The organism is Achromobacter sp. RW408, assembly GCF_003184165.1.
Lineage (GTDB): Bacteria > Pseudomonadota > Gammaproteobacteria > Burkholderiales > Burkholderiaceae_B > Achromobacter > Achromobacter xylosoxidans.
The window spans coordinates 176,844-200,760 of record NZ_QHHO01000049.1 but is presented as its reverse complement, the minus strand read 5'-3'; the positions used below and the strand labels follow the sequence as shown (position 1 = coordinate 200,760).

Here is a 23,917-nt window from a genome sequence, read left to right as displayed (position 1 = left end):
CGGCCCCGCCAGCAGCATCCCGGGACGTCAGTCCTTGCCCGGGGCGGCTTCGATCCCGGGCAACGCCTGTGCCCAGGGCAGCGCCACTCCCTGCTCGGTTCGCCCAAAGAGGCGCAGGCGTTGGCCCGCGCCGTGCCGCGGCGCCTGCGGCAGGCGCACCACCAGCAGCGGCCCGCGCGGCAGCGCATTGACGGTGGCGAAGACGCTGCCGCCCTCGCCCGCCTTGCCGGACACGCGCGTCCACGCCAGCAGCTCGGCTTGCTCCACCGCGACCTCGCGGGCCCGCTCGTGCCCGCAGGCCGGGCACCACAGCCGCGCCGGGTAGACCCGGTGCCCGCATTGCCCGCATTCCATCACGCTGAAACTCATGCGTCCTCCCTGGCCAGCACCGCCGCGTTGGCGCACATGCCGTAGCGCAACTGCACCATGCCGTAGCCGGTCGCCACGCCATGGCGCGCGCCCGCCACCTGGCGCGCGCCGGCCCGGCCCAACAGCTGGCGCGCCACTTCCGCCAACCCATGCATGCCCCCGGCCGTGCCTGCCTGCCCCGCCGACAGCTGCCCGCCCGCGGTGTTCACGGGCAGGTCCCGCGTGGCGATGCGGCGCGCGATGAAGCCCGGCAGGTCATCCGCCGGCGCCAGGCCCAGGTCGCACAGCTGGGCCACGGCCATCGCCGGATAATCGTCGTACACGCCGATCACGTCCATCTCGTCCGGCCCCAGGCCGGCCTCGGCCCACAGCGCGGGCGCGAACCCGGCAATGCCCGTCACCAGGCCGTCGCCCTCCTGCTGGTCGGCGTTGTAGCGCGCGCCGCTGGCCCGCAGCGTGACGCGCACGCCCTGCGGCCGCGCTTGCAGCACCAGCGCGCAGGCGCCACTGACCACCGGCACGCAATCGAGCCGGCCCAGCGGCTCGGCCACCATCGGCGCCTCCAGGTACTGCGCCAGCGTCAGCGGCTGGCGATAGGCGGCGTTGGGATTGCCCGCCGCCCAGGCGCGCTGCGCCACGCACAGCGCGCCATAGTCCTCGCGCCGCAGGCCGGTTTGCGCCATCTGCCGCTGCGTCAGCATGGCGAACAAGGGATTCGGCCCGGCGCAGCCCAGCGGGCTCAGGTAATCCTGCGCGCTGCGGTTGTAGCGCCCCACCAGTTCGGCGAAATCCGCGCCGCTGAAATGGTCGCCAGCCACCAGCACGATGGTGCGCGCCTGCCCGGCCCGCAGCGCCAGCCAGGCATGCCGCAGCATGTTGATGGCGCTGGCGCCGCCCATCTCGTCCTGCATGCACCAGTTCAGCGTCAGGCCCAGCCGCCACGCCATGTCGATAGCGCGATCGGGGCGCAGCGTGAACGAGGCCAGCCCCAGGCCGTCGACGTCGGCCGGGCGCAGCCCGGCATCGTCCAGCGCCAGGCGCAGCGCCTGCGCGATCAGCGTGGCCGTGTCGCAGCCGGGCTCGGGATGGCGCAGCGCGGGCGTCTCGCCCACGCCGACGATGCCGGGGCCGGCGTTCATGCCGATTCCTGCCGCGCGGGCTCGCGCGTCAGCAACAGCGTGATGACCGTGATTGCCGCCATGCCCACCAGGAACCACGCCACCGGCGTGGCCGATTCATACTTGCGCAGCAGCGCCATGGCGATCAGCGGCGACAGGCCGCCGGCGAACACCGAGGCCAGTTCGTGGCCCAGCGCCAGGCCGGTGTAGCGCACCTCGGGCGGGAACAGCTCGGCGAAGTACGCCGGCTGGGTGCCGATCATGGCGGCGTGGCAGACCGTGTTGCCCAGGAAGAACGCCAGGAAGATCCACACCGGCTCCCTGGTCTGCACCAGCCAGAAGAACGGAAACGCCGCCAGCATCAGCCCGGCCGAGCCGATCAGGTAGACGGTGCGCCGGCCGATCCGGTCCGACAGGTGGCCGAACCACACCAGCGTGCCCAGTTCGATGAACATGGACGCCAGCACCCCGCCCAGCATCACGTCGTTGGGAATCCCCAGGAACTTGCCGTAGGCCAGCGCGAACGCCAGGAAGATGTACGAACCGCCGTTCTCCGCCACCCGCAGCCCCATGGCGGTGAACACCTGGCGCGGATAGCGGCGGAACACTTCCACCGCCGGCATGCCGCGCTTGGCGGTCTTCTTGGCCTGCACGAACTCGTCGCTTTCCGGGATGTGCTTGCGGATGTAGAGGCCGATGCCGAAGATCAGCACGCTCAACAGGAACGGCAGGCGCCAGCCCCAGCTCATGAAGGCGTCCTGCGGCAGCTGCTGCGCCAGCATGAAGACGCCCGATGACAGCACGAAGCCGCCGGCCACGCCCAACTGGCTGAACGACGAGAAATAGCCGCGGCGCCTGCCGCCCACCGCCTCGCTGATGAGCAGCACGCCGCCACCCCATTCGCCGCCGGCCGCCGCGCCCTGCAACACGCGCAGCACCACCATCGCCACCGGCGCCCAGATGCCGACCTGTTCGTAGGTGGGCAACAGCCCGATCAGGAAAGTGGCCGCGCCCATGATGCCCAGCGTCCATTCCAGCGCCAGCTTGCGGCCGTAGCGGTCGCCGATGTGGCCGAACACCACGCCGCCCAGCGGCCGCGCCAGGAAGCCCACGGCAAAGCCGGCGAAGGCGCCCATGGTGCCCAGCAGCGGGTCGGTGCCCTTGGGAAAGAACAGCTCGCCGAACACCAGCGCCGCCGCGGTGCCATAGATGAAAAAGTCGTACCACTCCATCGCGTTGCCGGCGACGGACGCCATCACCACCCGCCGCGTGCGCTTCCTGCGGGCCTGCTCGTCGGCGCTCTGCGCCGCGCCCTGGTATGCCAACGTCATGCTCTTGCCCCTTGTTCTATATATGGACGGGATTCAGCGCGCCACGCGGTAGCCGGCGGCGTCGCGGTCCCAGGTGTCATCCGTCACGCCCTCATCGCGCAACCGGAACTTGCGGACCTTGCCGTTCTCGGTGCGCGGCAGGTCGTCCAGCACGCGCAGATAGCGCGGCACGGCGAAATACGGCATGCGCGGCTGGCAGAAGTCCAGCAATGCTTCGGGCGTGAGCGCGCAGCCCGGCTTGCACACCAGCGCCGCCATGACCTCGTCCTCGGCCAGTTCCGAGCGCACCGCGTAGACCGCCGCCACCGCCACCGACGGATGCGCCAGCAGCACCTGCTCGACCTCGTACGACGAGATGTTCTCGCCACGCCGGCGGATCGCGTCCTTCATGCGGTCCAGGAAACGGAAATAGCCATCGGCGTCGCGCACCACGCGGTCGCCGGTGTGGAACCACAGGTTGCGCCAGGCCTCGACCGTCTTGTCGGCCATGCCGAAATAGCCGGTGGCGATGGCGAACGGCGGCCGCGCGCGCAGCAGCAGTTCGCCGGCCTGGCCATCGGGCAGCGGCGCGTCGTGCTCATCGGCCACGATGGCCTCGAACTCGGGCGCCACGCGCCCCATGGTGCCGGGACGCTGCTCGGCCAGCGTGCCGCCCAACGCGAAATTGGTCTCGGTGGAGCCATAGCCTTCCAGCAGCGCGATGCCGGTGCGGCCCGTGAAGGTGGCATGGAAGCGTTCCGGCACGCCTGGCGCCAGCGCGATGCGGGCGCGGTGGCCGCTTTCGGCGGCGGACGGTTCGCGTGCCAGCAGCATCGGCACCATGGCACCCAGCAGATAGGTCACGGTCGCGCCGGTGGCCGCCAGCCGCTCGAAATAACGGCTGACCGAGAAGCGCTCGTCGCAGACGATGGCGGCGCCCGTCGCCAGCGCCTGGAAGCAGGCGTTGAGCGCGTTGGTGTGGAACAGCGGCAGGCTGGTGTAGAGCACGTCGTCGACGCCGATCCCGAGGTTGCGGGCGGCGATGACGCCCCACCAATGGAACTGGGCATGCGGGCAGCACACGCCTTTGGACAGGCCCGACGTGCCGGAGGTGTAGAGGATCGCCAGCGTGTCGCCCGGCCCCAGCTCGGCCGCCGGGATGGGCGCGTCGGGCAACGGCGGCACGGGGGTGGCGGGCGCCGGCAGGCCGGCGTCGGCGCCGGCGTCTCTGGCCGGGACGTCGTCCAGCAGCCAGATGCGCCGCAACGCCAGGCCCGCCGCGTCCAGCCCGGCCAGCGCCGGACAGGAGGCCGTGTCCGCCACCAGCAGCACACAGCCGCTGTTGGCCAGGATGTGCTGCAACTGCATGCCGCGCGACGCGGTGTTGATGGGCACGACCACCGCGCCCAGCCAGCCGCAGCCCAGCACCACCGACAGGAACTCGATGCGGTTGCCCGCCATCAGCCCGACGCGGTCGCCGCGCGCCACTCCGGCCGCGGCCAGCAGCGCTGCCCAGCGCGCGGCGTGCTGCGGCGCCTCGGCATAGCTCAACGCCCCACCCGGCGCCTGGACCCATGGACGCCGGCCCTGGCGGGCGGCCTGGTCGCGCAACAGCGACGGCAATGTCAACGCTTGCATGGCGTGCTTTTCCCCTTGTTGTCGGCGGCCGGCGGTCGGTGCCGCGGCTCGTGAAAATTAGTCTAGGAATCAACTATTTATGTGTCAAATTTATGGGTATTATTCATTGCATAAGGTTGACTGATAACAAGGGCGGGCATGGACTTCGACTTGAATCTCATGCGGGTTTTCCTGACCGTGATGCACGAACGCAGCGTCACGCGCGCGGCCCAGCGCCTGCAGCTGACGCAGCCCGCGGTCAGTTATGCCCTGGCGCGGCTGCGCGAGAAATTCGACGATCCGCTGTTCGTGCGCACGCCCGCCGGCATGCGGCCCACGCCGGTGGCCTTCGCCCTGGCAGATCCGATCGAACGCGGCATGCACAGCTTTGCCGAGGCCGTCAGCCTGCGGCAGCATTTCGAGCCGGGCAGCAGCACGCGGCGCTTTCGTCTGTCGATGTCGGACATCGGCGAAATGGTGTTCCTGCCCAGCCTGATGGAGCGCGTGCACGCCCTGGCGCCGCGCCTGCAGGTCGAGGTGGTGGAGGTGCCGCTGGAACAACTGCCGCAGGCGCTCAAGGACGGCGAAATCGACCTGGCCATCGGCAACCTGGCCGGCCTGGGCCGCCACACGCGCCATGCCGACCTGTTCAGCGAGCGCTACGCCTGCATGGGCCGTCGCGGCCATCCCGTGCTGGCGGCCGGCCTGACCCGCGGCCAGTTCAAGCGCCTGGACCACATCCTGGTGGCCTCGCGCGCCAGCGCCCACCGCCTGCTGGACGACGTGCTCGGCGAGGCCGGGCTGCACCGCCAGCCCTACCTGACACTGCCGCATTTCTCGGCCGCCGCCGAAATCGTGCGGCGCACCGACCTGACGGTCACGCTGCCGTATCGCGCGGCGGTGTGGTTCAACCGCGACGGCGCCTTCGAGATCCGGCCGCTGCCGCTGGCGCTGCCGCCCCTGAGCGTCACCGTGCACTGGCACGCGCGCTTCGAAAGCGACCCCGGCACGCGCTGGCTGCGCACGCTGGTGGTGCAGACCCTGGCGGATCCGGCCAGAGACGCCCCGCCCGCCACTATTTGACCGATCAACGCAACAGACTCGCGCAGGCATCGCGGTTTATCTGACCGAATGGCGCAACTAGACTGCCGTCATTCCCTCTCTTTCCAGGAAACCGCCATGTCTCCCCTGCCCACCCTGCGCCGCCTGCTGCCCGTCCTGGCGCTGGCCCTGTCCACTCCCGGCCTGGCCGCCGCCACCGAACTGACCCTCACGCCTTACAACCCCGGCAACGACGCCATCTTCCAGGTTTCGTCCGTGCTCGTCAGCGGCCAACGCGAGGCGATCCTGATCGATGCCCAGTTCGGCAAGTCGCAGGCCGAACAGTTGGTGGCACTGGTGCGCGCCAGCGGCAAGACGCTGACCACCATCTACATCAGCCACGGCGACCCGGACTTCTACTTCGGGCTCGACACCGTCCTGGCGGCGTTTCCGCAGGCCAAGGTCGTGGCCACCGCCCCCACCGTGCGCCATATCCGCGACACCGTGGACGCCAAGCTGGCGTTCTGGGGTCCGAAGCTGGGCGCCGACGCGCCGCGCAAGGCGGTCATTCCGCAAGTGTTGGAAGGCGACACCCTGACGCTGGAAGGCGAAACGCTGCGGATCACCGGGCTGGACGGCCCGCAGCCCGACCGCAGCTTCGTCTGGATCCCGTCGCGCAAGGCGGTGGTCGGCGGCGTCGTGGTGTTCGGCAACCTGCACGTGTGGACCGCCGACACGCAGACGCCGCAATCGCGCGCCGATTGGCTGGCAACGCTGGCCCGCATCGAGGGCCTCAAGCCCACCACCGTGGTGCCGGGCCATTACGCTCCCGGCGCGCCGTTGACGCTGGATTCGGTGCACTACACCCAGGGCTACCTGCGCGCCTTCGAGGCCGAAGCGGCCCAGGCCAAGGACGGCGCCGCGCTGATCCAGGCGATGCGCGCGCGCTACCCGCAAGCCGGCGCCGCCGCTTCGCTGGAGATCAGCGCCAAGGTGGCCAAGGGCGAAATGAAGTGGTGAAGCACTGAAAGGGGAAACGGCGCCGGCCGTGCTGGCCGGCGCCAAGGGGCGCGTCCGATGGCGCGCCCCAATTGCGTTCAGGCCTCGGCCGGCACCAGCGCCTCCAGCATCAGGTCCAGGTTCTGCACCGCCGCGCCCGACGCGCCCTTGCCCAGGTTGTCGAACACGGCGCTCAGCAGCACCTGGCCCTGCGCTTCATTGCCATGCACCGCCAGCCGCAGGTCGTTGGTGCCATTGAGCGCCTGCGGATCCAGATGGGTCTGCGCGGCGGCCTCCTGCGGCGCCGCCACCTGCACGTGGCGGCTGCCGTCATAGTGCCGGGCCAGGCATTGGTGCAATTGCGCGGCCGTGACGCCGGCCGGCAGCAGGCGCAGTTGCAAGGGCACGGTCAGCACGATGCCCTGCCGGAACGCGCCGTACGACGGCACGAACACCGGCCGTTGCGACAGACCGGCGTGGCGCTCGATTTCGGGCGTGTGCTTGTGCGCCAGGCCCAATCCGTAGACCTGGAAGGCCAGCCCGCCCGTGACGCCCGGCGCCTCGTAGGCGTCGACGCTGGCGCGCCCGCCGCCCGAATAGCCGGACACGGCGTGGATCGCCAGCGGATAGTCGGCCGGCACCAGGCCGGCCCGCACCAGCGGCCGCAGCAAGGCGATGGCGCCGGTGGGATAGCAGCCCGGGTTGCTGACCCGCTTGGCTTCGGCGATGCGCCGCGCCTGCGCCGACTCCATTTCGGGGAAGCCATAGACCCAGCCGGGCGTGGTGCGATGCGCCGAGCTGGCGTCGATCACCCGCACCTCGGGGTTGGCGATGGACGCCACCGCCTGGCGCGCCGGTTCGTCGGGCAGGCACAGGATGGCGATGTCGGCGGCATTGATGGCCTCGGCGCGGCGCCGCGCATCCTTGCGGTCGGCCTCGGGCAAGGTCAGCAGGCGCAGGTCGGCGCGGCCGCGCAGCCGTTCGTGGATCTGCAGGCCGGTGGTGCCCTGGTCGCCATCGATGAATACAAGAGGATGCGTCATGTGCGTGCCTTTGCGGAAGAACCGGCGCGCTGCCGGAGGATTGCGGGGATGGATGCCATCATTGCGCAATGCCAGGCATAGGAAAAGTCGAATATCATGACGGTTGAATTCAGATTTCCTGAACGATACCGCCATGCGTGAAATCAACCTTGACCGCCTGCGCACCCTGGTCGCCATCGCCGACCTGGGCTCGTTCGCCGAGGCCGCCCGCGCGCTGCACCTGGCGCCGCCCACCGTCAGCCTGCACGTGGCCGACCTGGAAGCCCGCATCGGCGCGCCGCTGCTCACGCGCACCCGCGGCCAGGTGCGGCCCACGCCCATCGGCGACACCCTGCTGGAACGCGCCCGCCGCCTGCTGGCCGACGCCGACCAGGCGCTCGACGACGTGCAGCGGCAGGTGCAGGGCCTGGGCGGCCGGGTGCGGCTGGGCGCGTCCACCGGCGCCATCGCCCATCTGCTGCCGCGCGCGCTGGAAACCCTGGGGCGCGAACATCCCGGCATCGACGTGCAGGTGGCGGTGCTGACCTCGCAGGAAACGCTGCAGCAATTGCGCGACGGCACGCTCGACGTGGGCCTGGTGGCGCTGCCGCAACCGCCCGTGCCCGGCCTGGTGCTGCGCCCGTGGCGGCGCGATCCCATCATGGCCTTCCTGCCCGCCGCCTGGGACGCGCCGGCGCGCGTCACGCCCGCGTGGCTCGGCGAACGGCCGCTGATCCTGAACGACGCCAGCACCCGGCTGTCGCGCCAGACCGGCGAATGGTTCGCCGGCGCCGGCCTGAACCCGCGCCCGCGCATCCAGCTGAACTACAACGACGCCATCAAGAGCCTGGTGGCGGCCGGATACGGCGCGACCCTGCTGCCGCACGAAGCCACCGCGCCGCAACCCGATCCGCGCATCGTCATGCGGCCCTTGCGTCCGGCACTGTGGCGGCCGCTGGGCATCGCGCATCGCGATGGCCAGGTCGAGCGCGCCACGCAGCACGTGCTCGATGCGTTGTGGCTGTTGCGCGCGGCCGGCGGCCACCAATGATCCAGCCAGTCGGGGGCGGCGTCGCGCACCGGTCTTCGCGATTCGCGCCGTGGCCGCTGGCGCGCCAGGCGCATCAGGCTCCGGAGGATGGCGCCCGCCGCAGGAATGCCGCGCGCTCGCTTTCCTCGCGCAGGCGCCGGGCGCGGCTGCGGAACAGGTCCTTGCGGCCGACGATGCCCAACACCCGGCCGGTGCCGCGCTCCAGGATCGGCACGCGGCCGGCGCCGGACAGCGCCATGCGGTCGGCGATCTGGCTGGCCAGTTCCTCGGGATAACCGTAGACCAGTTCGCGCCCTCGCAGCGCCTGCGCCAGGGTCTGCTCTTGCCGCGCCGGCTCCAGCGCCCAGGCCAGGCTGTCGGCGCGGGTCACCTCGCCCACCGCCACGCCCTCGGCATCGATGACGGGATAGCTCGTGTGCACCGGCTGCGCGGTCGTGAAATGCGCGATCGCCTGCGCCACCGTCAAGGCGTCCGGCAGGGTCTGCACCGGCGTGGTCATGACCTGGCTGGCGCGCAGCAGGTCGAATGGATCGACCCGGTATTCGCGGCTGATGTGGTGGCCGCGGCGCGCGATTTTCTCGGTCAGGATGGAACGGCGCAGCAGCAATACCGTGACGCCGTAGGCGAACACGCAGGCGGCCAGCACCGGCAGCAACGCGCCCAGGTTGCCGGTCAGCTCGACCGCGAACAGCGTGGCCGTCAGCGGCGCGCGCATGGTGCCGCCCATCATCGCTGCCATGCCCACCAGCGCCCAGAAGCCCGGCGCCGCCTGCGGCAGCCACGGCGTGGCCAACGCGCCCAGGGCGCCGCCGAAGATCAGCAAGGGCGCCAGCACCCCGCCCGAGGTGCCCGAACCCAGCGCGATCGACCAGATCGCCACTTTCACCACCAGCAGCAGCAACACCGCCTGCAGCGCCAGGTCGCCGGCCAGCAGGTGGCGGATGTTGTCATAGCCCACGCCCAGCGCGGCCGGGTCGATCAGGCCGCCGATGCCGATGGCCAGGCCGCCCAGGGCCGGCCACCACATCCAGTGCAGCGGCAGTTTCTCGAACAGGTCCTCGGCCGCGTACACCAGCGACGTCAGCACGCCCGAGCCCAGCCCCGCCAACACCCCCACGGCGGCGCACGCCAGCAAGTGCCATGGCGTGAACGACATGGCGCCGGCGTAGCTGAAGACCGGCCCGGCATCCAGCACGAAGGCGCGCGCGGCGGCGGCCACCAGCGCGGCGGTGGCCACGGGCAGGAAGCTGCGCGGCTTCCATTCGAACAGCAGCAGCTCCACCGCCAGCAGCACCGCGGCCAGCGGCGTGGCGAAGATCGCCGTCATGCCCGCGGCCGCGCCCGCCACCAGCAGCGTCTTGCGCTCGCCATCATTCAAGTGGATCGTCTGCGCCAGCAGCGAGCCGATGGCGCCGCCGGTCATGATGATGGGACCCTCGGCGCCGAACGGGCCGCCGGTGCCGATGGAAATGGCCGACGACACCGGCTTGAGCACCGCGACCTTGGGCGCGATGCGGCTCTTGCCTATCAGGATGGCTTCCATCGCCTCGGGAATGCCGTGGCCGCGGATCTTCTCGGATCCATAGCGGGCCATCAGGCCGATGATGAGGCAGCCGACGACGGGAATCAGCACCGACGCCGGCCCGAGCCGGCCGGTGGTGATGGGCAGGTCGGCGAACGAAAACAGGCCGTGGTAGGCCAGGTTGGTGCACAGCGCGATCAGGCGCAGCAGGGCCCAGGCCGCGGCCACGCTGGCCAGGCCGGTCGGCACGGCCAGCGCCATCAGCAGCACGACACGTTTGTCGGTGGTGAAGTCGCCCAGCCGCAAGGCGCGGGCGGAAGAAGAAACGGGAGGCATGATTCGAGGGGAAAGGGAAGAAAACGGCAAGCCGGGCGGGAGGGAGATTTGCGAAAGATCAAATATATCGTATCACGACATATATTAGAATCGGCCCGTGAAACGTTCCAAGCCCCCCGCCCTGCCCTCCGCCTCGGACTACGAACTGCTGGCCGATTTCCGCTACGCGCTGCGCAAGTTCGCCGCCTTCAGCGAAAACGCCGCCGCCGGCCTTGAACTGATGCCGCAGCAGCACCAGGCGCTGCTGGCCATCAAGGGCAGCCGCCCCGGCGCGCCTGGCCGACGCGGCCTGTACGTGGGCGAGATCGCCGAACGCCTGCTGGTGCGACCGCACACCGCCGCCGAACTGGTCAACCGGCTGGAGCGGCTCGACCTGGTCAGCCGCGAACCCGATGCCGCCGATGGCCGCCGCGTCGAAGTGGTGCTGACCGACAAGGCCGAGCGCATCCTGGCCAGCCTGTCGGCTTCCCACCTGGAAGAATTGCGCGCCATGCGCCCGCTGCTGACACGGCTGCTGGCGCGCATCGGCGACGATCCCGCCGACCGCTGATTCCCGCGTTTCTTATCACTTGCAGGCATAAGCTCATGCCGCCGCCCGGCGCGCCGCGTGATAAATTGTCGTCCCCCGATATATCTGGAACGGCGAGGAGAAGGTTTTGGGTGTGGCAATCAAGCGCTGGCTGGGTGCGTTCGCGCCAGCGCCGGTCGGCGTCAATACACGCGAGAAGCTCTATGGCGCGGTAGGCGCGCTGGTCGGGCTGTTCTGCACCGAATGGGTCGGACACCATGCGCTGGGCAGCGCCAATCCGTGGTTCATCGCACCCATGGGCGCTTCCGCCGTGCTGCTGTTCGCCGCGCCCGCCAGCCCGCTGGCCCAGCCCTGGTCGATCATGGCGGGCAATTTCGTCTCGGCCCTGATCGGCGTGTTCTGCGCCCAATCGATCGCCGACCCCGGCGTGGCCGCGGCTACCGCCGCCGCGTTGGCGATCGCCACCATGTTCTGGCTGCGCTGCCTGCACCCGCCCAGCGGCGCCGTGGCCCTGACCGCGGTGCTGGGCGGACCGCAGGTGGCGGCGCTGGGCTATGGCTTCGCGTTGTGGCCGGTGGCCTTGAATTCCGCCATCCTGCTCAGCATCGCCGTGGTCTTCAACGGCCTGCTCAAGCGCAACTACCCGCGCCGCCACGCCGAACCGGCCACCAATCACCAGACCCGCGATCCGGCGCCCAGCGCGCGGCTCGGTTTCTCGCGCGCCGATCTCGACCAGGCCCTGGCGCAGCGCGGCGAGCTGCTCGACATCAGCAAGGAAGACCTCGAGGAAATCGTGCTGGCGGCCGAGTTGCGCGCCAGCCGCCGCCGCTTTGGCGACGTGCGCTGCGCCGACATCATGTCGCGCGACGTGGTCTCGGTGCAGCAGCAGGATCCGCTGGACTACGCCGTGCGCCTGTTCGACAAGCACCGGCTGCAATGGCTGCCGGTGCTTGATTCCGCCGGCCACTACGCCGGCATGCTGGCCCAGGGCGACGTGCTGGCGCGCAAGAGCCGGCCGGCCCAGGTGGCCGCGGCCGGCGGCGCGCCCGCCGACCTGCTGGTGGCCGACTGCATGCGCTCGGAAGTGCCGTTCGCCCACCCCGACCTGCCCGCGATCGAACTGGCCCGCCCCATGTCCGACAGCCTGCACTGCGTGCCGGTGCTGGGCGAGGACCGCGTGCTGGTCGGCCTGGTGACCCAATCCGACCTGGTGGCCGCGCTGCACCAGATGGCGCTGTCGGCCGCTTCCCAGACCGCGCCCGACACCGACGACAGCGACCGCCTGGCCGCTTGAAGCGGCGGCGCCCGCCTCCGTAGCCCTACGGATTCCGGGGCGGGCGGCCCGCAGGGCATAATTCCAGCGTGAAGCCCCCCTTGCGCCACCGCGCCCTCCTCTACTGGCTGGTCCTGTTCTGCCTTGGCGCCCTCTGGATCGGCCGCCAGCACTACGTCGACCAGTACGACCGTTTTTTCCAGGACACCAGCGTGGCGCAACGCATGCTGAGCCAGAAGACCGTGCAGCACGAAGCCGTGCTGGCCACGCTGGCCGCGCTGTCGCATCCGCCCGCGCCCGAACGGCTGTTTCCCAGCCTGCGTCCGGCCATGCCGCAATTGCGCGCGCTCGGCTACCTGCCGGACGGCGCCTGGGCCGGCAGCGCCCCGGAGCCGCCCGGCCTGCGCGCCGCCGTGGCGCAGGCCCGCGGCCTGGGCCGCCCCGTCACGCTGCCGCTGGACGCCGCCCGCTACTGGCTGGTGTCGCCATCCAGCTGGAGCCTGCTGGTGGACGCGCGCGACCTGCTCGCCGCGGCCGACTTTCCCGCCGGCCTGGCCAACCTGACGCTTGCCATCGGCCCGCAGCCGCTGGCGCTGCTGCAACGCCAGCCCGAACCCGCCCCGTCCGGCTGGCCGCTGGCGCTGGCCAAACCGCTGGGCGCGGCCAGCCAGCCTTTCATGCTGCACAGCGCGCGCACGCTGACGCCGGCCACCTGGCCCTGGCTGCCGTGGCTGCTGTGGGCCCTGACCAGCGCGCTGCTGGTGGCGGGCGTGTCGGCCGGCCGACGCTCGCGCGCCGAGGCCAGGCGCCAGCAGGAACAGGCGCGCGTCGCCGCGATGGCGCGCCTGAGCACCCTGGGCGAAATGGCGGCCGGCATCTCCCACGAGCTGAACCAGCCGCTGACCGCGATCCTGGCGCAGACGCGCGCCGCGCAACGCCTGCTGGACGACGACGAGGAACGCCCCACGGTGCGCCGCGCCTTGCTGGCCAGCGCCGAACAGGCCAAGCGCGCCGCCGACATCATCACTCGCATGCGCGCCCTGGTGCAGCCCAGCGCGCCGGGCCGGCGCGAAGCGCTGGACCCGGACGCGCTGGTGGCCTCGCTGCGTTTCCTGCGTGAACCCGAGCTGGCGCGCCAGGGCATCCAGCTGAGCTGGCGCAACGCCAGCCCCCAGGCCCGGCCGCTGGCCGACCGGGTGGCGCTGGAACAGATCCTGCACAACCTGGTGCAGAATGCCGCCGACGCGCTGGCCGGCGCCTCCGGCGCCCGCCACATCGCGCTCGAAGGCCGCGCCGACGGCGCCACCTACGTCTTCAGCGTCAGCGACAACGGCCCCGGCATCGCCGCCGACGCCTTGCCCCGGCTGTTCACGCCGTTCTACACCACCCGCGCCCAGGGCATGGGGCTGGGCCTGGCGCTTTGCGAAACGCTGGCCGGCGCCATGGACGGCCGCCTCGCCGCGCGCAACCTGCAACCCGCTGGCGCCTGCTTCACCCTGGCGCTGCCGCTGGCCGGAGACGCCGCATGAACCTGTCCGCCCAATCGCCGCTGGTCTACCTGGTCGATGACGACGACGCCGTGCGCGACGCGCTGGCGCTGCTGCTGCGCACCGTCGGCCTGCGCAGCGAAAGCCATGCCGACCCGCAGCAATTCCTGGCGCAGCTGGCGCCGCAGGCCATCGGCTGCGTGGTGCTGGACATCCGCATGCCCGGCATCAGCGGGCTCGACGTGCTGGCGTGGCTGGCCGATACGTCCGACCTGCCGGTGGTGATGCTGACCGGCCACGCCAATGTCGACCTGTGCCGCCGCGCCTTCAAGGGTGGCGCCATGGAATTCCTGCAAAAGCCGGTGGACGACGACGTGTTCCTGGACGCCGTGCAGGCCGCTGTGCGCGGCCACATCGCCCGCCGCGAGCGGCTGGCCGTGACCCAGGCCGCCGCCGACCGCCTGGCGCGCCTGTCGACGCGCGAGCACGAAGTGCTCGAGCGCATCGTGCAGGGCATGAGCAACAAGGAAATCGCGCGCGAGTTCGACCTGTCGCCGCGTACCGTCGAAACCTATCGCGCCAACGTCTTCGCCAAGCTCGAAGCCGACTCGCTGGCGCAGCTGATCCGCCAGTACGCCACGCTGCTGGACTGAAGCCCGCCCCGCCGCCTCCGTAGCGCTACGGAGGCGCGTGGGTAATCGGGCGTATACCGCGCCGCCGCCCTTTTGGCCACACTGACTGCTCCTGATCCCCACACGAAAAAAGGACGCAGACCATGACCCGCCACCCGCTCGCCGCCCTGGTTGCCACGCTCGCCGTCAGCGGCGCCGCCCAAGCCGCCGTGCTCACCGAAAGCAATATCTCGACCGCCGACGCCCAGAAGCTGGCCAGCGCCGCCGTCGCCGCCTGCCAGGCCAAGGGCTACAACGTCAGCGCCTCGGTGGTCGACCGCGCCGGCCTGCTCAAGGCCTTCGTGCGCGCCGACAACGCCGGCCCGCACACCATCGAAGCCAGCCGCGCCAAGGCCTTCACCTCGGCCTCCGCCAAGGCGCCGACCCTGGCCATCATGGAGAACGCGCAGAAAAACCCCGGCGCCGCCAACCTGACCGACATCCCCGGCTACCTGCTGCTGGGCGGCGGCGTGCCCATCAAGGCCGGCAACAACGTCATCGGCGCCATCGGCGTGGCCGGCGCGCCGGGCGGCAACCTGGACGCGCAATGCGCGGACACGGTGCTGGAAGAGAACGCGGCGTTGTTCAAGTAAGCGGTGCGCGCGCGCCGGATCACCAGCCGACATCATCGACGTTATTGCCCACCACGGCGCAACTCGCGTCCGCGAGCGCCCAGCTTCCGTCGAACGGCCACGCATTGTCCGTATCGGATAGCGGCGCGCTGGATTGCTTGTCTTGCTGCGCCTGTATCTCCATCCGGTGCGCATCGGATGCAACGAGCTGATCGAGGTCCTGCCCTATCCGAAGGTCGGCGGCCCGATCAGTCGCCAAGGGATTAGCGTCACGCAGCAGGCCATCGCAGAAACTCTTCGTGAAAAAGTCGGGGCTATCGCATTGGAACAGGTCCCAAGTCGCGTTGAACCAGTCATTGCTGGGGCTGCCGTAGACCACAATGGGTGGCGGTGGCGGCCCCTTCAAACCCGTTCCGTCGTCAGGAAACGGGGGGTCTACCAACACCGCGTAAAACGGACCGCCATCAGTTCTGTCGGGCGGCGCCGATTGCCCCTCAGGAGGAGCGGTTGGTTCGGGTAACGAAGGTAAAGGGACCGACGGCAATGGATATAAGGTTATGGGCCCGACGTCGATGATCGAAGGTATCGGCATATTCGCCACATCCGGATCGCTTGCGGGAGGCTCCGATGTCGCCGCGGGCGATCTGACAGGGATCACGTCAGGGAAGACCTGAAAATCGTCGAGATACAGCCCAGGCCAGGCCATGGTCAATGGCTCCGCCAGCACGACAGGGTCCTGCACACCGGATTGCGCAGTGACAAAGCCATCGTCATAGATTGTTATCGTTCGGGCCGATCCTTCGACTATTTCGCCAGCGACAACAGCAGCGATACCGTGAGCTTGCCGATACGGATCCGCGTAATACGAAATTAGCGCACTGCGCCCCGCCGTATCGGTCGCGGTCAGCGTGAACCGTGTGAACGGGATATCCCAGAATTCCTGATCACCGAACCCGCCGTGGAGGTCTCCTTCATCGACCGCTCCCCACATCATGGCGCCGAACTGATCCATATAGGACAGACCCTCAATTTTTTCGAAGAGGCCATGGAGCGATAGCAGCAGATCCTTCATCGCCGTCACGACCACCTCGTATCCAAGAGCGGGGACATCGACGTTGAAGATTTTCTCGGCGAAAGCGAGCGCCATCAGTTTGCTGTAGGTTTTCTCGCTTTTCGTGAGCAGAGTTTCGTCGAGTGCGGCAACTTTTCTCAGCAGATCCATATCCGCTTCAAATTTCTGCGTTGCTTCACTGCCAGGGTGACTTTCTGCCTCAAAGTAGGCCAAGTCATGCTCCTTGCAGAGCAGATCCAACGGGCTCTCGACCTTGGATCCGCCGGCGGGACCGATACGTTGAAAAACGCGTTCTCGAACAAGTTCGGCCATGCTCTTCGTCGTCCCCCGCTCCCCGGCGGACCAATCCGGCCCGCACCACCTGCCATATACCGGTAGCCAACTGGAAGGGTTCGAGCTCGGATCTTGAATTCTGATGCTGCCGTCCTCGGATGCCATTTCGGTTTCCTCTGTGTTAAAGCACTAAGGCCTGACGCGCGCCTCTTCGTGCGAAACTGCGACTGGGATTTCTTCTGCCTTCCACGGTGGGGGAAGTGGAACCGTGGACCATGTGTCGGTAGCGATATCGAGCATGGCGAGCCCGCCCGTACCGCCGCCAAAACGTACCGGGTGATCTCGATATATAGATGCGATATACCTCCCGCTCGAATCGCAAACGAGCTCCCTCGGCTCGAACCATGGCTCCGACGACAATGGCACCTCCTGCCAGGCTTGGCGCCGCCCGTCCACGGAAATTCGGATGATGGTGAGTCCATAGCGCGGCGTCTGCCCCCAGAGGCAGAGATTTCCCGCGCGGTCCATGAATGGCATCTGGGCATGCTCTATTCCGTCGAACACAACGGGGATCGGCACCACCTCATTCCCCCGACGCATCCGATAGATTGCGCTGCCCGCGTATATCTCGTGATAGCGTGAAAACAGGCCGGACGGACCAAAGGATTCGAGCAGGATTTCATCGTCCGAGATGTACTGCGCCTGGCCACCTTCCACAAATTTGAAGATGCCCGCGAACGGCTGTTCATGCATGCCGCGCCGGTCGAACTCCCAGATATCGAACTCCAGCAGCCGCACTCGCCGGCCCGGAGGAACCAGGCGCTCGCTGCGCCAGAATGCGATCCGCGACTCGTCGGGAGACATGAACGGCGACAACTTATTGCCCGGCGCAACCGGCACAACCTCGAAGGCGCTGCCGTCCGCGCGCATCAGTACGATTTGCAGGTCATGAAGCGAACGGCGCAGGTCCTCTTCGGTATCTCCATAGACGGGCATGCGCGACATCACAATGAAATTGCCTTTGGGCGAATAGCGCGCATAGGTATAGGAATAAGCGGGCGGCAGCGCGTAGCGATACAGCCGGCCGGAATCGAGTTGGTAACGCATGACGTCGCAGCGGTTGTCGCCGCTTTGGGCGCATTCGACAAACAGCCAATCCACGCCGTTCGGATGCACACTCAGGGAGCGGATATCCCTGCCAGCATTGGGTGGCGAGAACGGTGTCCGCGTGGTCGGCGTTTCCACCACAGCGGCGGGTGCTTTTTTCTCGTGCGCGCCCAGGGAAGCCGAAGTCCAGAGCGACCACCACAGGGGCAGCACGCAGACCACCGTCGCGCCTGCCGCGAAAATCCACGCTCGATTTCGCTTCATCGTCGCCTTCGCACAGGTCAGAAGCCCGCCAAAGCGGCGGAACAATCCTCGGCAACGTATCTCGATGCCCGCTACAACTCCAGACTCGAACGGCCACAATAGGAACAATTCCTATTAATAGCGCCTCGCGTGAGTTCGGGCGCCCGTCGACGACAACGGCGGCTTGACGGAGGTTGGTCCGCTTTAGCCGAATCGGCGCTTTCGTCACCTTGACGATCGATATACGTTGTTGGGCATCGTCCCGCTGTCCTGCGGGCGTCTGAAGGCAAGCGGACGCAATGATGAAACGAAATCGAGGGTGGACCTTCGCCGCGGCTTTGACGGCGGCTTGCGTCTTGCCATTGTGGTGGTCTTTCCTCGCCTCACCACCCTCGACTACCGAAGTGAAAGCGAGGGCCGCGGCCGAGGTGGCGACGCCCACCGCGCAGACGCGCTTCTCGCCGCCCAATGGCGGCCGTGAGATCCGTTCGCTGAGCATTCATCCGAATGGCAGCGACTGGTTGTTCGTCGAGTGCGTTGAGCGGATTCATCAGCGCTGTGACGTGATGCGTTACCAGTTGAAGACAGGCCGTTTGTATCGCTACGGATTGCCTGAAGGCTTTCGCTACACGTACGCGCACTATTCGCCGCAAGGGCGCTACATCGTAATGTCTCGTCGGAAGATTCCCGGTGACTCCGAAGACGAGGAGCGCCGCTCGCTGGATGAATCTGAAATTGCGCTGATGCCCAGCGAAGGCGGTGTGCTGGCGATCATTCCGGCGGCGCGAGGAAACAAGTTATCCCCTTTCATGTCTCTGGACGAGACGAGGATCGCATTCTGGCGCAGTGCGCGCCTGTTGCCACCAAGTCGGCGCGTGCGCCTTCTGGAGTTCGATCTGTGGGAGTTTGACTTCTCGCGCGGCACGGAACGCCCTTTCTCGGGTTTGTTCAAGTTTGTCGAAGGGGGACAGGCGCAATACGTTTCGGACGACGAAATTCTCTTCCAGTCCTACGGCCCGTCCGGGCTCTTCACCGATTACCACAATCGCTATGGGCGTAGCGAGATTTATCGAATGAGACGTGGAGACGACAGGGTGCCGGTCCCATGTGCCTTTGATGGAATCTTGCATGCCGAGCTGCCGTCCCAGGACCGGGCTGGCCATCTTTGCCTCCAGGGACAAACGCGTCGCCATGGATTGAGTGTGATCCGCCTGTCCTCGCAAGGCGTGCGGCAAGGGTGGCAGTTAATGCATGGGAATTCAGAGTCGGTATTTGAGCCTCGCGAATTGCTATGCGCGCCCGGCGGCGACTATATCGCGGCGATCTACATGGATCAGCCCTCCACGCGGGGCAACAGGCTCGGAGGAATGGCTCTGCTGGATATCGCTACCACAACATGGTCCGCCATCCGCCTGCCCCCGTGGGCAGATGCGGAGATCATCCCCGTGGCAGCTTCATCTGCATTGGGCAATAGCGAAGTGAAACCGTAGTTCTTGACGATTGGAGTGAACGAAGATGGCTTCCGAATACGGCGATTCCAGCAGATTTCGGTCTGGTGGATGACCCTGGTTTTCCGACAGAGACGATGGAACCGTCGGGTGCCCCCTCCAGTCTGCAACGCGACATAGGACTCGTTCTATTGTGACAGCGTAGGCCGGGTCGGCCGCAGCTTCAGCGCCGCCCAGATCCCCGCCACGCACGCCGCGCCGAAGATCCACCCCGACGCCGCGCCCGTCATCACGCCGGACAACAACGTGCCAACGGTGCAGCCCAGCGCGGTCATGCCGCCCCACCCCATCAGGATGCCGCCGATGAAGTTGCGCAGGATCTCGCGCACCGTCGGCCGCCGCGGGCGGAATGCGCCGGCGACCAGCGCGGCGGCCCAGGCGCCGGCCACCAGCGCCAACACGAAGGCGCCGTTGTTGGACAGCAGCGCCTGCTTGACCGCGGTGGCGCAGCCGGCGAAGGTGTCCAGTCCCTCCAGCCGCGTCGGCAGCGCGCCGACGGCGGAGGCCGCGGTGCGGGCCACGCTGCCCAGTTCTGCGGTCACGCCTAGCGGCGCGATCCGCAGATAGGCGATGACGCCGATGACCGCCACCAGCAGGCCGCCGACCGCCGGCGGCCAACGATCCCGCAGTATGGCCTGCCATGGCGAGGACAACGCCGTGGTGGCTGGCGCGGCCTCGGGGAAACTCGCTGTGGCGATGGCGGCGCCGGCAGGCGCCCCGTCGACCGGGCGCAGAGGCGGGGCGCGCCGGCCAAGCCGGCCCAGGCCCAGCGCCAGCAGCACCAGCGCCGCGCCCTGCAGCAGCACGGTGCCGCCGTATCCCAGATGGTGCGGCAGCCACAGCACCGGCGCCTGCTGGATCATCGCCAGGTACAAGGCGTTCCACGACGCGAAGCCCAGCACGAAGCCGAGCCCCGCGCCCAGCAGCGCAAACGGCGAGGCCAGCGCGCCTTCGCCGAGGCGGTAGAAGTGCGCGCTGATGCAGGAGCCCGAGATGCGCATGCCGACCCCGAACACGAACGCCCCGGCCACCAGCGCCAGGCTGACCGGCCCGATGTGCGCGCCGGGCGGCAGGCGCTCGGCCGCGGGTATGGGCAGGAACGCGCCGAACACCGCGTGATAGCCGAGCGTGCCGACCGCCAGCGCCACCAGCACGGCATAGGCGCCGGCCGGGTCGCGGCGCTCGATCGCGTCACGCGCGATGCAGTAGAAGCAGAATCGTGAACGCTGCAACACGATGCCGAAGGCGGCGCCGAGCAGCAGCGACAGGGACAGGCCGCGGCCGCCCTCGGGCTGCGACGCCAGCCACCAGGCGGCCACGCCAATGGCCGCCAGCAGCGCCACGGCTGCCGCATTGGCGATCACCGGGACGGCCGGCGGGGTCGCGGCCGCCGTGAACGCCGTCGGCGGCGAAGCCGGCGACGCGGGGGTTGCCTGGGCGCTCACTCAGGTCTTGCCCCACACGGTGCCGGACGGATTGCTGATCGGCGAACCGACGCTGTTGCCGTACTCGGTCCACGAACCGTCGTAGTTGCGCACGTCGTAGCCCAGCAGCTTGCGCAGCGCAAACCACGAATGGCTGGAGCGCTCGCCGATGCGGCAATAGGTGATGATGGGCTTGCTGCCGTCCACGCCCGCCGCCTGGTAGATGGCGCGCAGTTCATCGGCCGACTTGAAGGTGCCGTCTTCCGCCACCAGCTTGCTCCAGGTGACATTGACCGCGCCCGGCACGTGGCCCGCGCGAACCGCCAGTTCCGGCACGCCGTTGGGCGCGAAGATCTTGCCGTTGTATTCATCGGCCGAGCGGATGTCGACCAGCACGCCCGCCTTGTCCTTGCGCGCCACGGCCAATACGTCCTGCAAGTGGGCGCGCAACGCGGTGTTGGCATCCTTCGGCCGGGCATTGCCCGCGGCCGGGATTTTCACGCTGTTGGACAGCGGCCGGCCTTCGGCTTCCCACTTCTTGCGGCCGCCGTCCAGGATCTTGACGTTCTCGATGCCATAGATGTCGAAGATCCAGGCGCCCCACGCGGCGAACCAGTTGTTGTTGTCGCCATACAGCACTGTGGTGCTGTCGCTGTTGACCCCGGTGCGTTGCAACAGGGCCTGGAACTGCGCGGGCGGCGCGATGTCGCGGTTGACGGTGTCGACCAGGTCGGTGTGCCAGTTGACGTTGCTGGCGCCCGGGATGTGGCCGCGCTCGAACAGGCCGGGGTTGACGCTCACCTCGATGACGCGCACCTTGGGGTCGTTCAGGTTCTTCTCCAGCCACTCGGTGGTGACCAGATACTTGGCATGCTGCGCCGTGGCGGGAAAGGCCATCAGCGCGGCCAGCGCGGCGAAGGCGCCCGCCAGCAATTTGGAAAGGGACATCACGTTCTCCGGTAGCAGGCACGATCAGGCCTGGGAAACCGGAGCATATTTGTTCAGCTTACAGTCAGGAACAATTAAGTGGTCATAACCTGATTACCGCAACGCGCAGATCGCGGCGCCAAGCGCAAAAGGCGCGGCCGCGCAGGCAGGCGATGGGCGGTACCGTGTCGGCCGCCCATCGCTCGCGCGCCGCCGCGCCTATGCCGCCGCAATCAGCCGGATATCCTCGCTGCCGTCCCGCTCCAGCTGCGCGACCAACCCCAATTCCCAATCGAGGTAGTCGCGAAAGCCCTGGTCGCGCGCCGAGAGATCGTCGAACAGGTACGGACTGATGCTCTGGTCGTCGTCGCCCGTCAGCACGCCATCGGCGCCTTGCGCCAGCGGCAGGCCCTGCGCCTGCCAGGCGCGGGTGCCGCCCAGCAGGTAGCGCACCGGGCGGCCGGTGCGCCAGGCCAGTTCGGCCGCCGCCACGGCGGCAAGCACGCCGTCGGGCGAGGTCAGCACGATCGTGCGCTGCGTGTCGGCCGGCAGGAACTCATGCAGGCGATCCGGCGCGGCGTAGCGCGCGCCCGGCACGTGGCCGCGCTCGTAGGCCAAGCGCGATTCGATGTCGAAGACCTCCGCCGAACCCGCGTCGATAGCCGCCTGCAAGGCCTGCGGCCGCAGCGCCGGCACGTCGGGCCGGTGCCGCAGCACCCGCCGCGGTTCGGCGCCGCGTTCCAACGGCGCCAGCGCCGGCGGCTGGTACAGGTAGACCTCGACCGCGCCCAGTTGCGCCAGCCAGGCGCCGGTGGTCTGGGCGCGCACGCCGTCCCAGTCGGCCAGCACCACGCGCGCGCGGCGGGTGGCCAGGTACTCGTCGGTGGCCTGCACCAGTTGGCCGCCAGGCGCCCAGCGCCAGCCCGGCAGGTGGCCGGTCTCGTACTCCTCGCGGGTGCGCACGTCGAACTTGTACAGCGTGCGCGTGCCCTGCTCGGCCTCGAAGGCGCGCAACGTGGCCGCGTCGATGTGGCCGATGCCGGCACGCTGCGCCACGCCGCGCGCCTGCTCGCGCGCGGCGGCGGCGCTGTCGGCCGACGGTTCGGGCAGCGCCGGCTGGCGGCCATAGGCCAGCTCGCGGCCGGACAGCAGCCATTCCATGGTGCCGTTGCGCAGCGACGCGACGCGGTTCGGGATGCCGGCGTCGATCAGCGTCTGCGCGCCAACAATGCTGCGCGTGCGGCCGGCGCAGTTCACCACCACGAAGGTGCTGGGATCCGGCGCCAGTTCGCGGATGCGGTAGACCAACTCGGCGCCCGGCAGGCTGTGCGAGAACGGCAGCGTGAAGTTGTGGAATTCCTCGGGCGTGCGGCTGTCGACCACCACGATGTCGTCGCCGCGCGCGACCCGCTCGTGCAGTTCGTCGACGTCGATCCACGGCGTGTGCTTTTCGTGTTCGATGACTTCGCCGAACGCCTTGCTGGGCACGTTGGTGCCAGAGAACAGTTCGCGCCCTTCCCGCTCCCAGCCGTCGGTGCCGCCGGCCAGCACCGAGATGTCGGTCCAGCCCAGGCGCGTCAGCTTGGCGGCGGCCTGGTGCGCCAGGGTCTCGTCGTCGTCCACCAGCACGATGCGGGTGTCGCGGCGCGGCACCAGGCGGTCGGCCAGCACCTCCAGGCGCCACAGCGGCGCCGGCACCGCGTACAGCAGATGGCGGCGGGCGTAGCGGCCTGCTTCGCGCACGTCCAGCACGGCGATCTCGGCCTCGCCGCGCAAAGCCTCCTGCAACCCGGCGGGCGACAGGCGCGCATGGTAGATCGCGGCGGGCGGCGAAAAGGTGCGATAGGCGCCGCCGGCGGTGCTCTCGAACACCACGCGGCCGTGCAGGCGGTCGAGCGCCAGGCCGTAGAAATGCAGGTGCGCGCCGGGCGCGTCGCCCACCAGTTCGATGGTGTGCACGTCGGCCGGTCCCAGCACGATGGAATCGCCCACCGCCACATCCACCCGCCGTACGTGGGTCAGCACGTCGCGCCCCGGCTCATTGCCGGCACTGCGCGCATAGACCTCGTTGCGCTCGTTGCCCGCCACGCCGGCGATGATGGCCCAGGTGGTGTGGTCGTGCGGCGGCTGCGCCTTGCCGGGCTCGCCCAGCGACAGGTACAACGCGTAGCCGCCGTCGGCGTCCTCGGCCAGGCGGTAGATCGAGGTGGGCCGTCCGGGCACGACGGCAAAGGCCTCGGCGGGAAACAATTCCGCGCGGCGCCCGAGCGCTTCGAGCAGGCGGGCCACCGGCGCCAGTTGTTCGGGCGTGGCGCGCGCGGGGTCCGGCACCAGCGCCTTGACCTGCGCGATGAAGTCGCGCACGGCGCGGGCGCGTTCGGTATCGTGGCGGAAAGCGGCGGCGGCCGCATCGGGATGGGTGCTCATGGGATCCGGAATTCCTGGG

Annotated in this window: 19 protein-coding genes and 1 pseudogene; 9 read left to right on the top strand and 11 right to left on the bottom strand. The window is 69.0% G+C overall.

Annotated elements, in window-relative coordinates:
- Positions 1-27 precede the first annotated feature (27 nt).
- The 4 genes and pseudogenes from DK459_RS20400 to DK459_RS20385 all read right to left on the bottom strand — a co-directional run.
- Complete coding sequence (locus tag DK459_RS20400) at positions 28-369, bottom strand: hypothetical protein (protein WP_020927779.1); 342 nt, start codon at positions 367-369, stop codon at positions 28-30.
- The gene (locus DK459_RS20395) at positions 366-1,508 is read right to left on the bottom strand and encodes a thiolase family protein (protein ID WP_038503588.1); all 1,143 of its coding nucleotides are present in this window, start codon (positions 1,506-1,508) and stop codon (positions 366-368) included. Before DK459_RS20395 ends, DK459_RS20400 begins: the two co-directional genes overlap by 4 nt.
- The gene (locus DK459_RS20390) at positions 1,505-2,818 is read right to left on the bottom strand and encodes an MFS transporter (RefSeq protein WP_020927781.1); all 1,314 of its coding nucleotides are present in this window, start codon (positions 2,816-2,818) and stop codon (positions 1,505-1,507) included. Before DK459_RS20390 ends, DK459_RS20395 begins: the two co-directional genes overlap by 4 nt.
- A 33-nt stretch (positions 2,819-2,851) precedes the next feature.
- A pseudogene (locus tag DK459_RS20385) lies at positions 2,852-4,447 on the bottom strand (ATP-dependent acyl-CoA ligase); the annotation flags it as partial.
- 126 nt (positions 4,448-4,573) lie between these two features.
- Here DK459_RS20385 and DK459_RS20380 point away from each other — a divergent pair.
- Together DK459_RS20380 and DK459_RS20375 are read left to right on the top strand one after the other, a co-directional pair.
- Positions 4,574-5,497, top strand: coding sequence for a LysR family transcriptional regulator (locus tag DK459_RS20380; RefSeq protein ID WP_110135028.1), 924 nt, complete (start codon positions 4,574-4,576; stop codon positions 5,495-5,497).
- 96 nt (positions 5,498-5,593) lie between these two features.
- On the top strand, positions 5,594-6,475 hold the full coding sequence (locus DK459_RS20375; protein WP_110135027.1) for an MBL fold metallo-hydrolase: 882 nt from the start codon (positions 5,594-5,596) through the stop codon (positions 6,473-6,475).
- A gap of 77 nt (positions 6,476-6,552) precedes the next feature.
- On the opposite strand, the gene argC is transcribed toward DK459_RS20375, so the two are convergent.
- A complete protein-coding gene (argC, locus tag DK459_RS20370; protein ID WP_110135246.1) occupies positions 6,553-7,497 on the bottom strand; it encodes an N-acetyl-gamma-glutamyl-phosphate reductase in 945 nt (314 codons plus the stop codon).
- Between the two features lie 133 nt (positions 7,498-7,630).
- Between argC and DK459_RS20365 the strand changes: the two genes are divergently transcribed.
- Positions 7,631-8,527, top strand: coding sequence for a LysR family transcriptional regulator (locus tag DK459_RS20365; RefSeq protein ID WP_020927786.1), 897 nt, complete (start codon positions 7,631-7,633; stop codon positions 8,525-8,527).
- 73 nt (positions 8,528-8,600) lie between these two features.
- Here the strand turns inward: DK459_RS20365 and DK459_RS20360 are convergent, their stop codons facing one another.
- Complete coding sequence (locus DK459_RS20360; protein ID WP_060720236.1) at positions 8,601-10,385, bottom strand: chloride channel protein; 1,785 nt, start codon at positions 10,383-10,385, stop codon at positions 8,601-8,603.
- A 97-nt stretch (positions 10,386-10,482) separates the two neighbouring features.
- Between DK459_RS20360 and DK459_RS20355 the strand changes: the two genes are divergently transcribed.
- The 5 genes from DK459_RS20355 (at position 10,483) to DK459_RS20335 (ending at position 14,938) form a co-directional block, all read left to right on the top strand.
- On the top strand, positions 10,483-10,935 hold the full coding sequence (locus DK459_RS20355; RefSeq protein WP_006385383.1) for a MarR family winged helix-turn-helix transcriptional regulator: 453 nt from the start codon (positions 10,483-10,485) through the stop codon (positions 10,933-10,935).
- Positions 10,936-11,041: 106 nt separating this feature from the next.
- The gene (locus tag DK459_RS20350; protein ID WP_020927788.1) at positions 11,042-12,208 is read left to right on the top strand and encodes an HPP family protein; all 1,167 of its coding nucleotides are present in this window, start codon (positions 11,042-11,044) and stop codon (positions 12,206-12,208) included.
- A gap of 68 nt (positions 12,209-12,276) precedes the next feature.
- Complete coding sequence (locus tag DK459_RS20345; protein ID WP_110135026.1) at positions 12,277-13,716, top strand: sensor histidine kinase; 1,440 nt, start codon at positions 12,277-12,279, stop codon at positions 13,714-13,716.
- A complete protein-coding gene (locus tag DK459_RS20340; RefSeq protein WP_110135025.1) occupies positions 13,713-14,327 on the top strand; it encodes a response regulator transcription factor in 615 nt (204 codons plus the stop codon). Before DK459_RS20345 ends, DK459_RS20340 begins: the two co-directional genes overlap by 4 nt.
- 122 nt (positions 14,328-14,449) lie before the next feature.
- The gene (locus tag DK459_RS20335) at positions 14,450-14,938 is read left to right on the top strand and encodes a heme-binding protein (protein ID WP_006385378.1); all 489 of its coding nucleotides are present in this window, start codon (positions 14,450-14,452) and stop codon (positions 14,936-14,938) included.
- Positions 14,939-14,957: 19 nt separating this feature from the next.
- Here DK459_RS20335 and DK459_RS20330 read toward each other — a convergent pair whose 3' ends face one another.
- On the bottom strand, positions 14,958-16,301 hold the full coding sequence (locus tag DK459_RS20330; protein WP_146221914.1) for a hypothetical protein: 1,344 nt from the start codon (positions 16,299-16,301) through the stop codon (positions 14,958-14,960).
- A gap of 150 nt (positions 16,302-16,451) precedes the next feature.
- A complete protein-coding gene (locus DK459_RS20325; protein ID WP_233256842.1) occupies positions 16,452-17,732 on the bottom strand; it encodes a hypothetical protein in 1,281 nt (426 codons plus the stop codon).
- Positions 17,733-17,911: 179 nt separating this feature from the next.
- Between DK459_RS20325 and DK459_RS20320 the strand changes: the two genes are divergently transcribed.
- The gene (locus DK459_RS20320; protein ID WP_233256841.1) at positions 17,912-19,102 is read left to right on the top strand and encodes a hypothetical protein; all 1,191 of its coding nucleotides are present in this window, start codon (positions 17,912-17,914) and stop codon (positions 19,100-19,102) included.
- Between the two features lie 146 nt (positions 19,103-19,248).
- Here the strand turns inward: DK459_RS20320 and DK459_RS20315 are convergent, their stop codons facing one another.
- The 3 genes from DK459_RS20315 to DK459_RS20305 form a co-directional block, all read right to left on the bottom strand.
- On the bottom strand, positions 19,249-20,484 hold the full coding sequence (locus DK459_RS20315; RefSeq protein ID WP_110135244.1) for a YeeE/YedE family protein: 1,236 nt from the start codon (positions 20,482-20,484) through the stop codon (positions 19,249-19,251).
- Between the two features lie 81 nt (positions 20,485-20,565).
- Positions 20,566-21,441, bottom strand: coding sequence for a sulfurtransferase (locus tag DK459_RS20310; protein WP_223308532.1), 876 nt, complete (start codon positions 21,439-21,441; stop codon positions 20,566-20,568).
- A 249-nt stretch (positions 21,442-21,690) separates the two neighbouring features.
- Positions 21,691-23,898 carry a rhodanese-like domain-containing protein gene (locus tag DK459_RS20305; protein WP_070540381.1) on the bottom strand — a complete coding sequence of 736 codons (2,208 nt, stop codon included), beginning with the start codon at positions 23,896-23,898 and terminating at the stop codon, positions 21,691-21,693.
- Positions 23,899-23,917 lie beyond the last annotated feature (19 nt).

Bases quoted from the DNA above. Each gene is read 5' to 3' on its own strand.
- DK459_RS20320 (WP_233256841.1), top strand. From the start codon at position 17,912: ATGATGAAACGAAATCGAGGGTGGACCTTCGCCGCGGCTTTGACGGCG.
- DK459_RS20390 (WP_020927781.1), bottom strand. From the start codon at position 2,818: ATGACGTTGGCATACCAGGGCGCGGCGCAGAGCGCCGACGAGCAGGCC.
- DK459_RS20335 (WP_006385378.1), top strand. From the start codon at position 14,450: ATGACCCGCCACCCGCTCGCCGCCCTGGTTGCCACGCTCGCCGTCAGC.
- DK459_RS20340 (WP_110135025.1), top strand. From the start codon at position 13,713: ATGAACCTGTCCGCCCAATCGCCGCTGGTCTACCTGGTCGATGACGAC.
- DK459_RS20365 (WP_020927786.1), top strand. From the start codon at position 7,631: ATGCGTGAAATCAACCTTGACCGCCTGCGCACCCTGGTCGCCATCGCC.
- DK459_RS20395 (WP_038503588.1), bottom strand. From the start codon at position 1,508: ATGAACGCCGGCCCCGGCATCGTCGGCGTGGGCGAGACGCCCGCGCTG.
- DK459_RS20305 (WP_070540381.1), bottom strand. From the start codon at position 23,898: ATGAGCACCCATCCCGATGCGGCCGCCGCCGCTTTCCGCCACGATACC.
- DK459_RS20380 (WP_110135028.1), top strand. From the start codon at position 4,574: ATGGACTTCGACTTGAATCTCATGCGGGTTTTCCTGACCGTGATGCAC.
- DK459_RS20360 (WP_060720236.1), bottom strand. From the start codon at position 10,385: ATGCCTCCCGTTTCTTCTTCCGCCCGCGCCTTGCGGCTGGGCGACTTC.
- DK459_RS20310 (WP_223308532.1), bottom strand. From the start codon at position 21,441: ATGGCCTTTCCCGCCACGGCGCAGCATGCCAAGTATCTGGTCACCACC.
- DK459_RS20375 (WP_110135027.1), top strand. From the start codon at position 5,594: ATGTCTCCCCTGCCCACCCTGCGCCGCCTGCTGCCCGTCCTGGCGCTG.
- argC (WP_110135246.1), bottom strand. From the start codon at position 7,497: ATGACGCATCCTCTTGTATTCATCGATGGCGACCAGGGCACCACCGGC.
- DK459_RS20400 (WP_020927779.1), bottom strand. From the start codon at position 369: ATGAGTTTCAGCGTGATGGAATGCGGGCAATGCGGGCACCGGGTCTAC.
- DK459_RS20330 (WP_146221914.1), bottom strand. From the start codon at position 16,301: ATGGCCGAACTTGTTCGAGAACGCGTTTTTCAACGTATCGGTCCCGCC.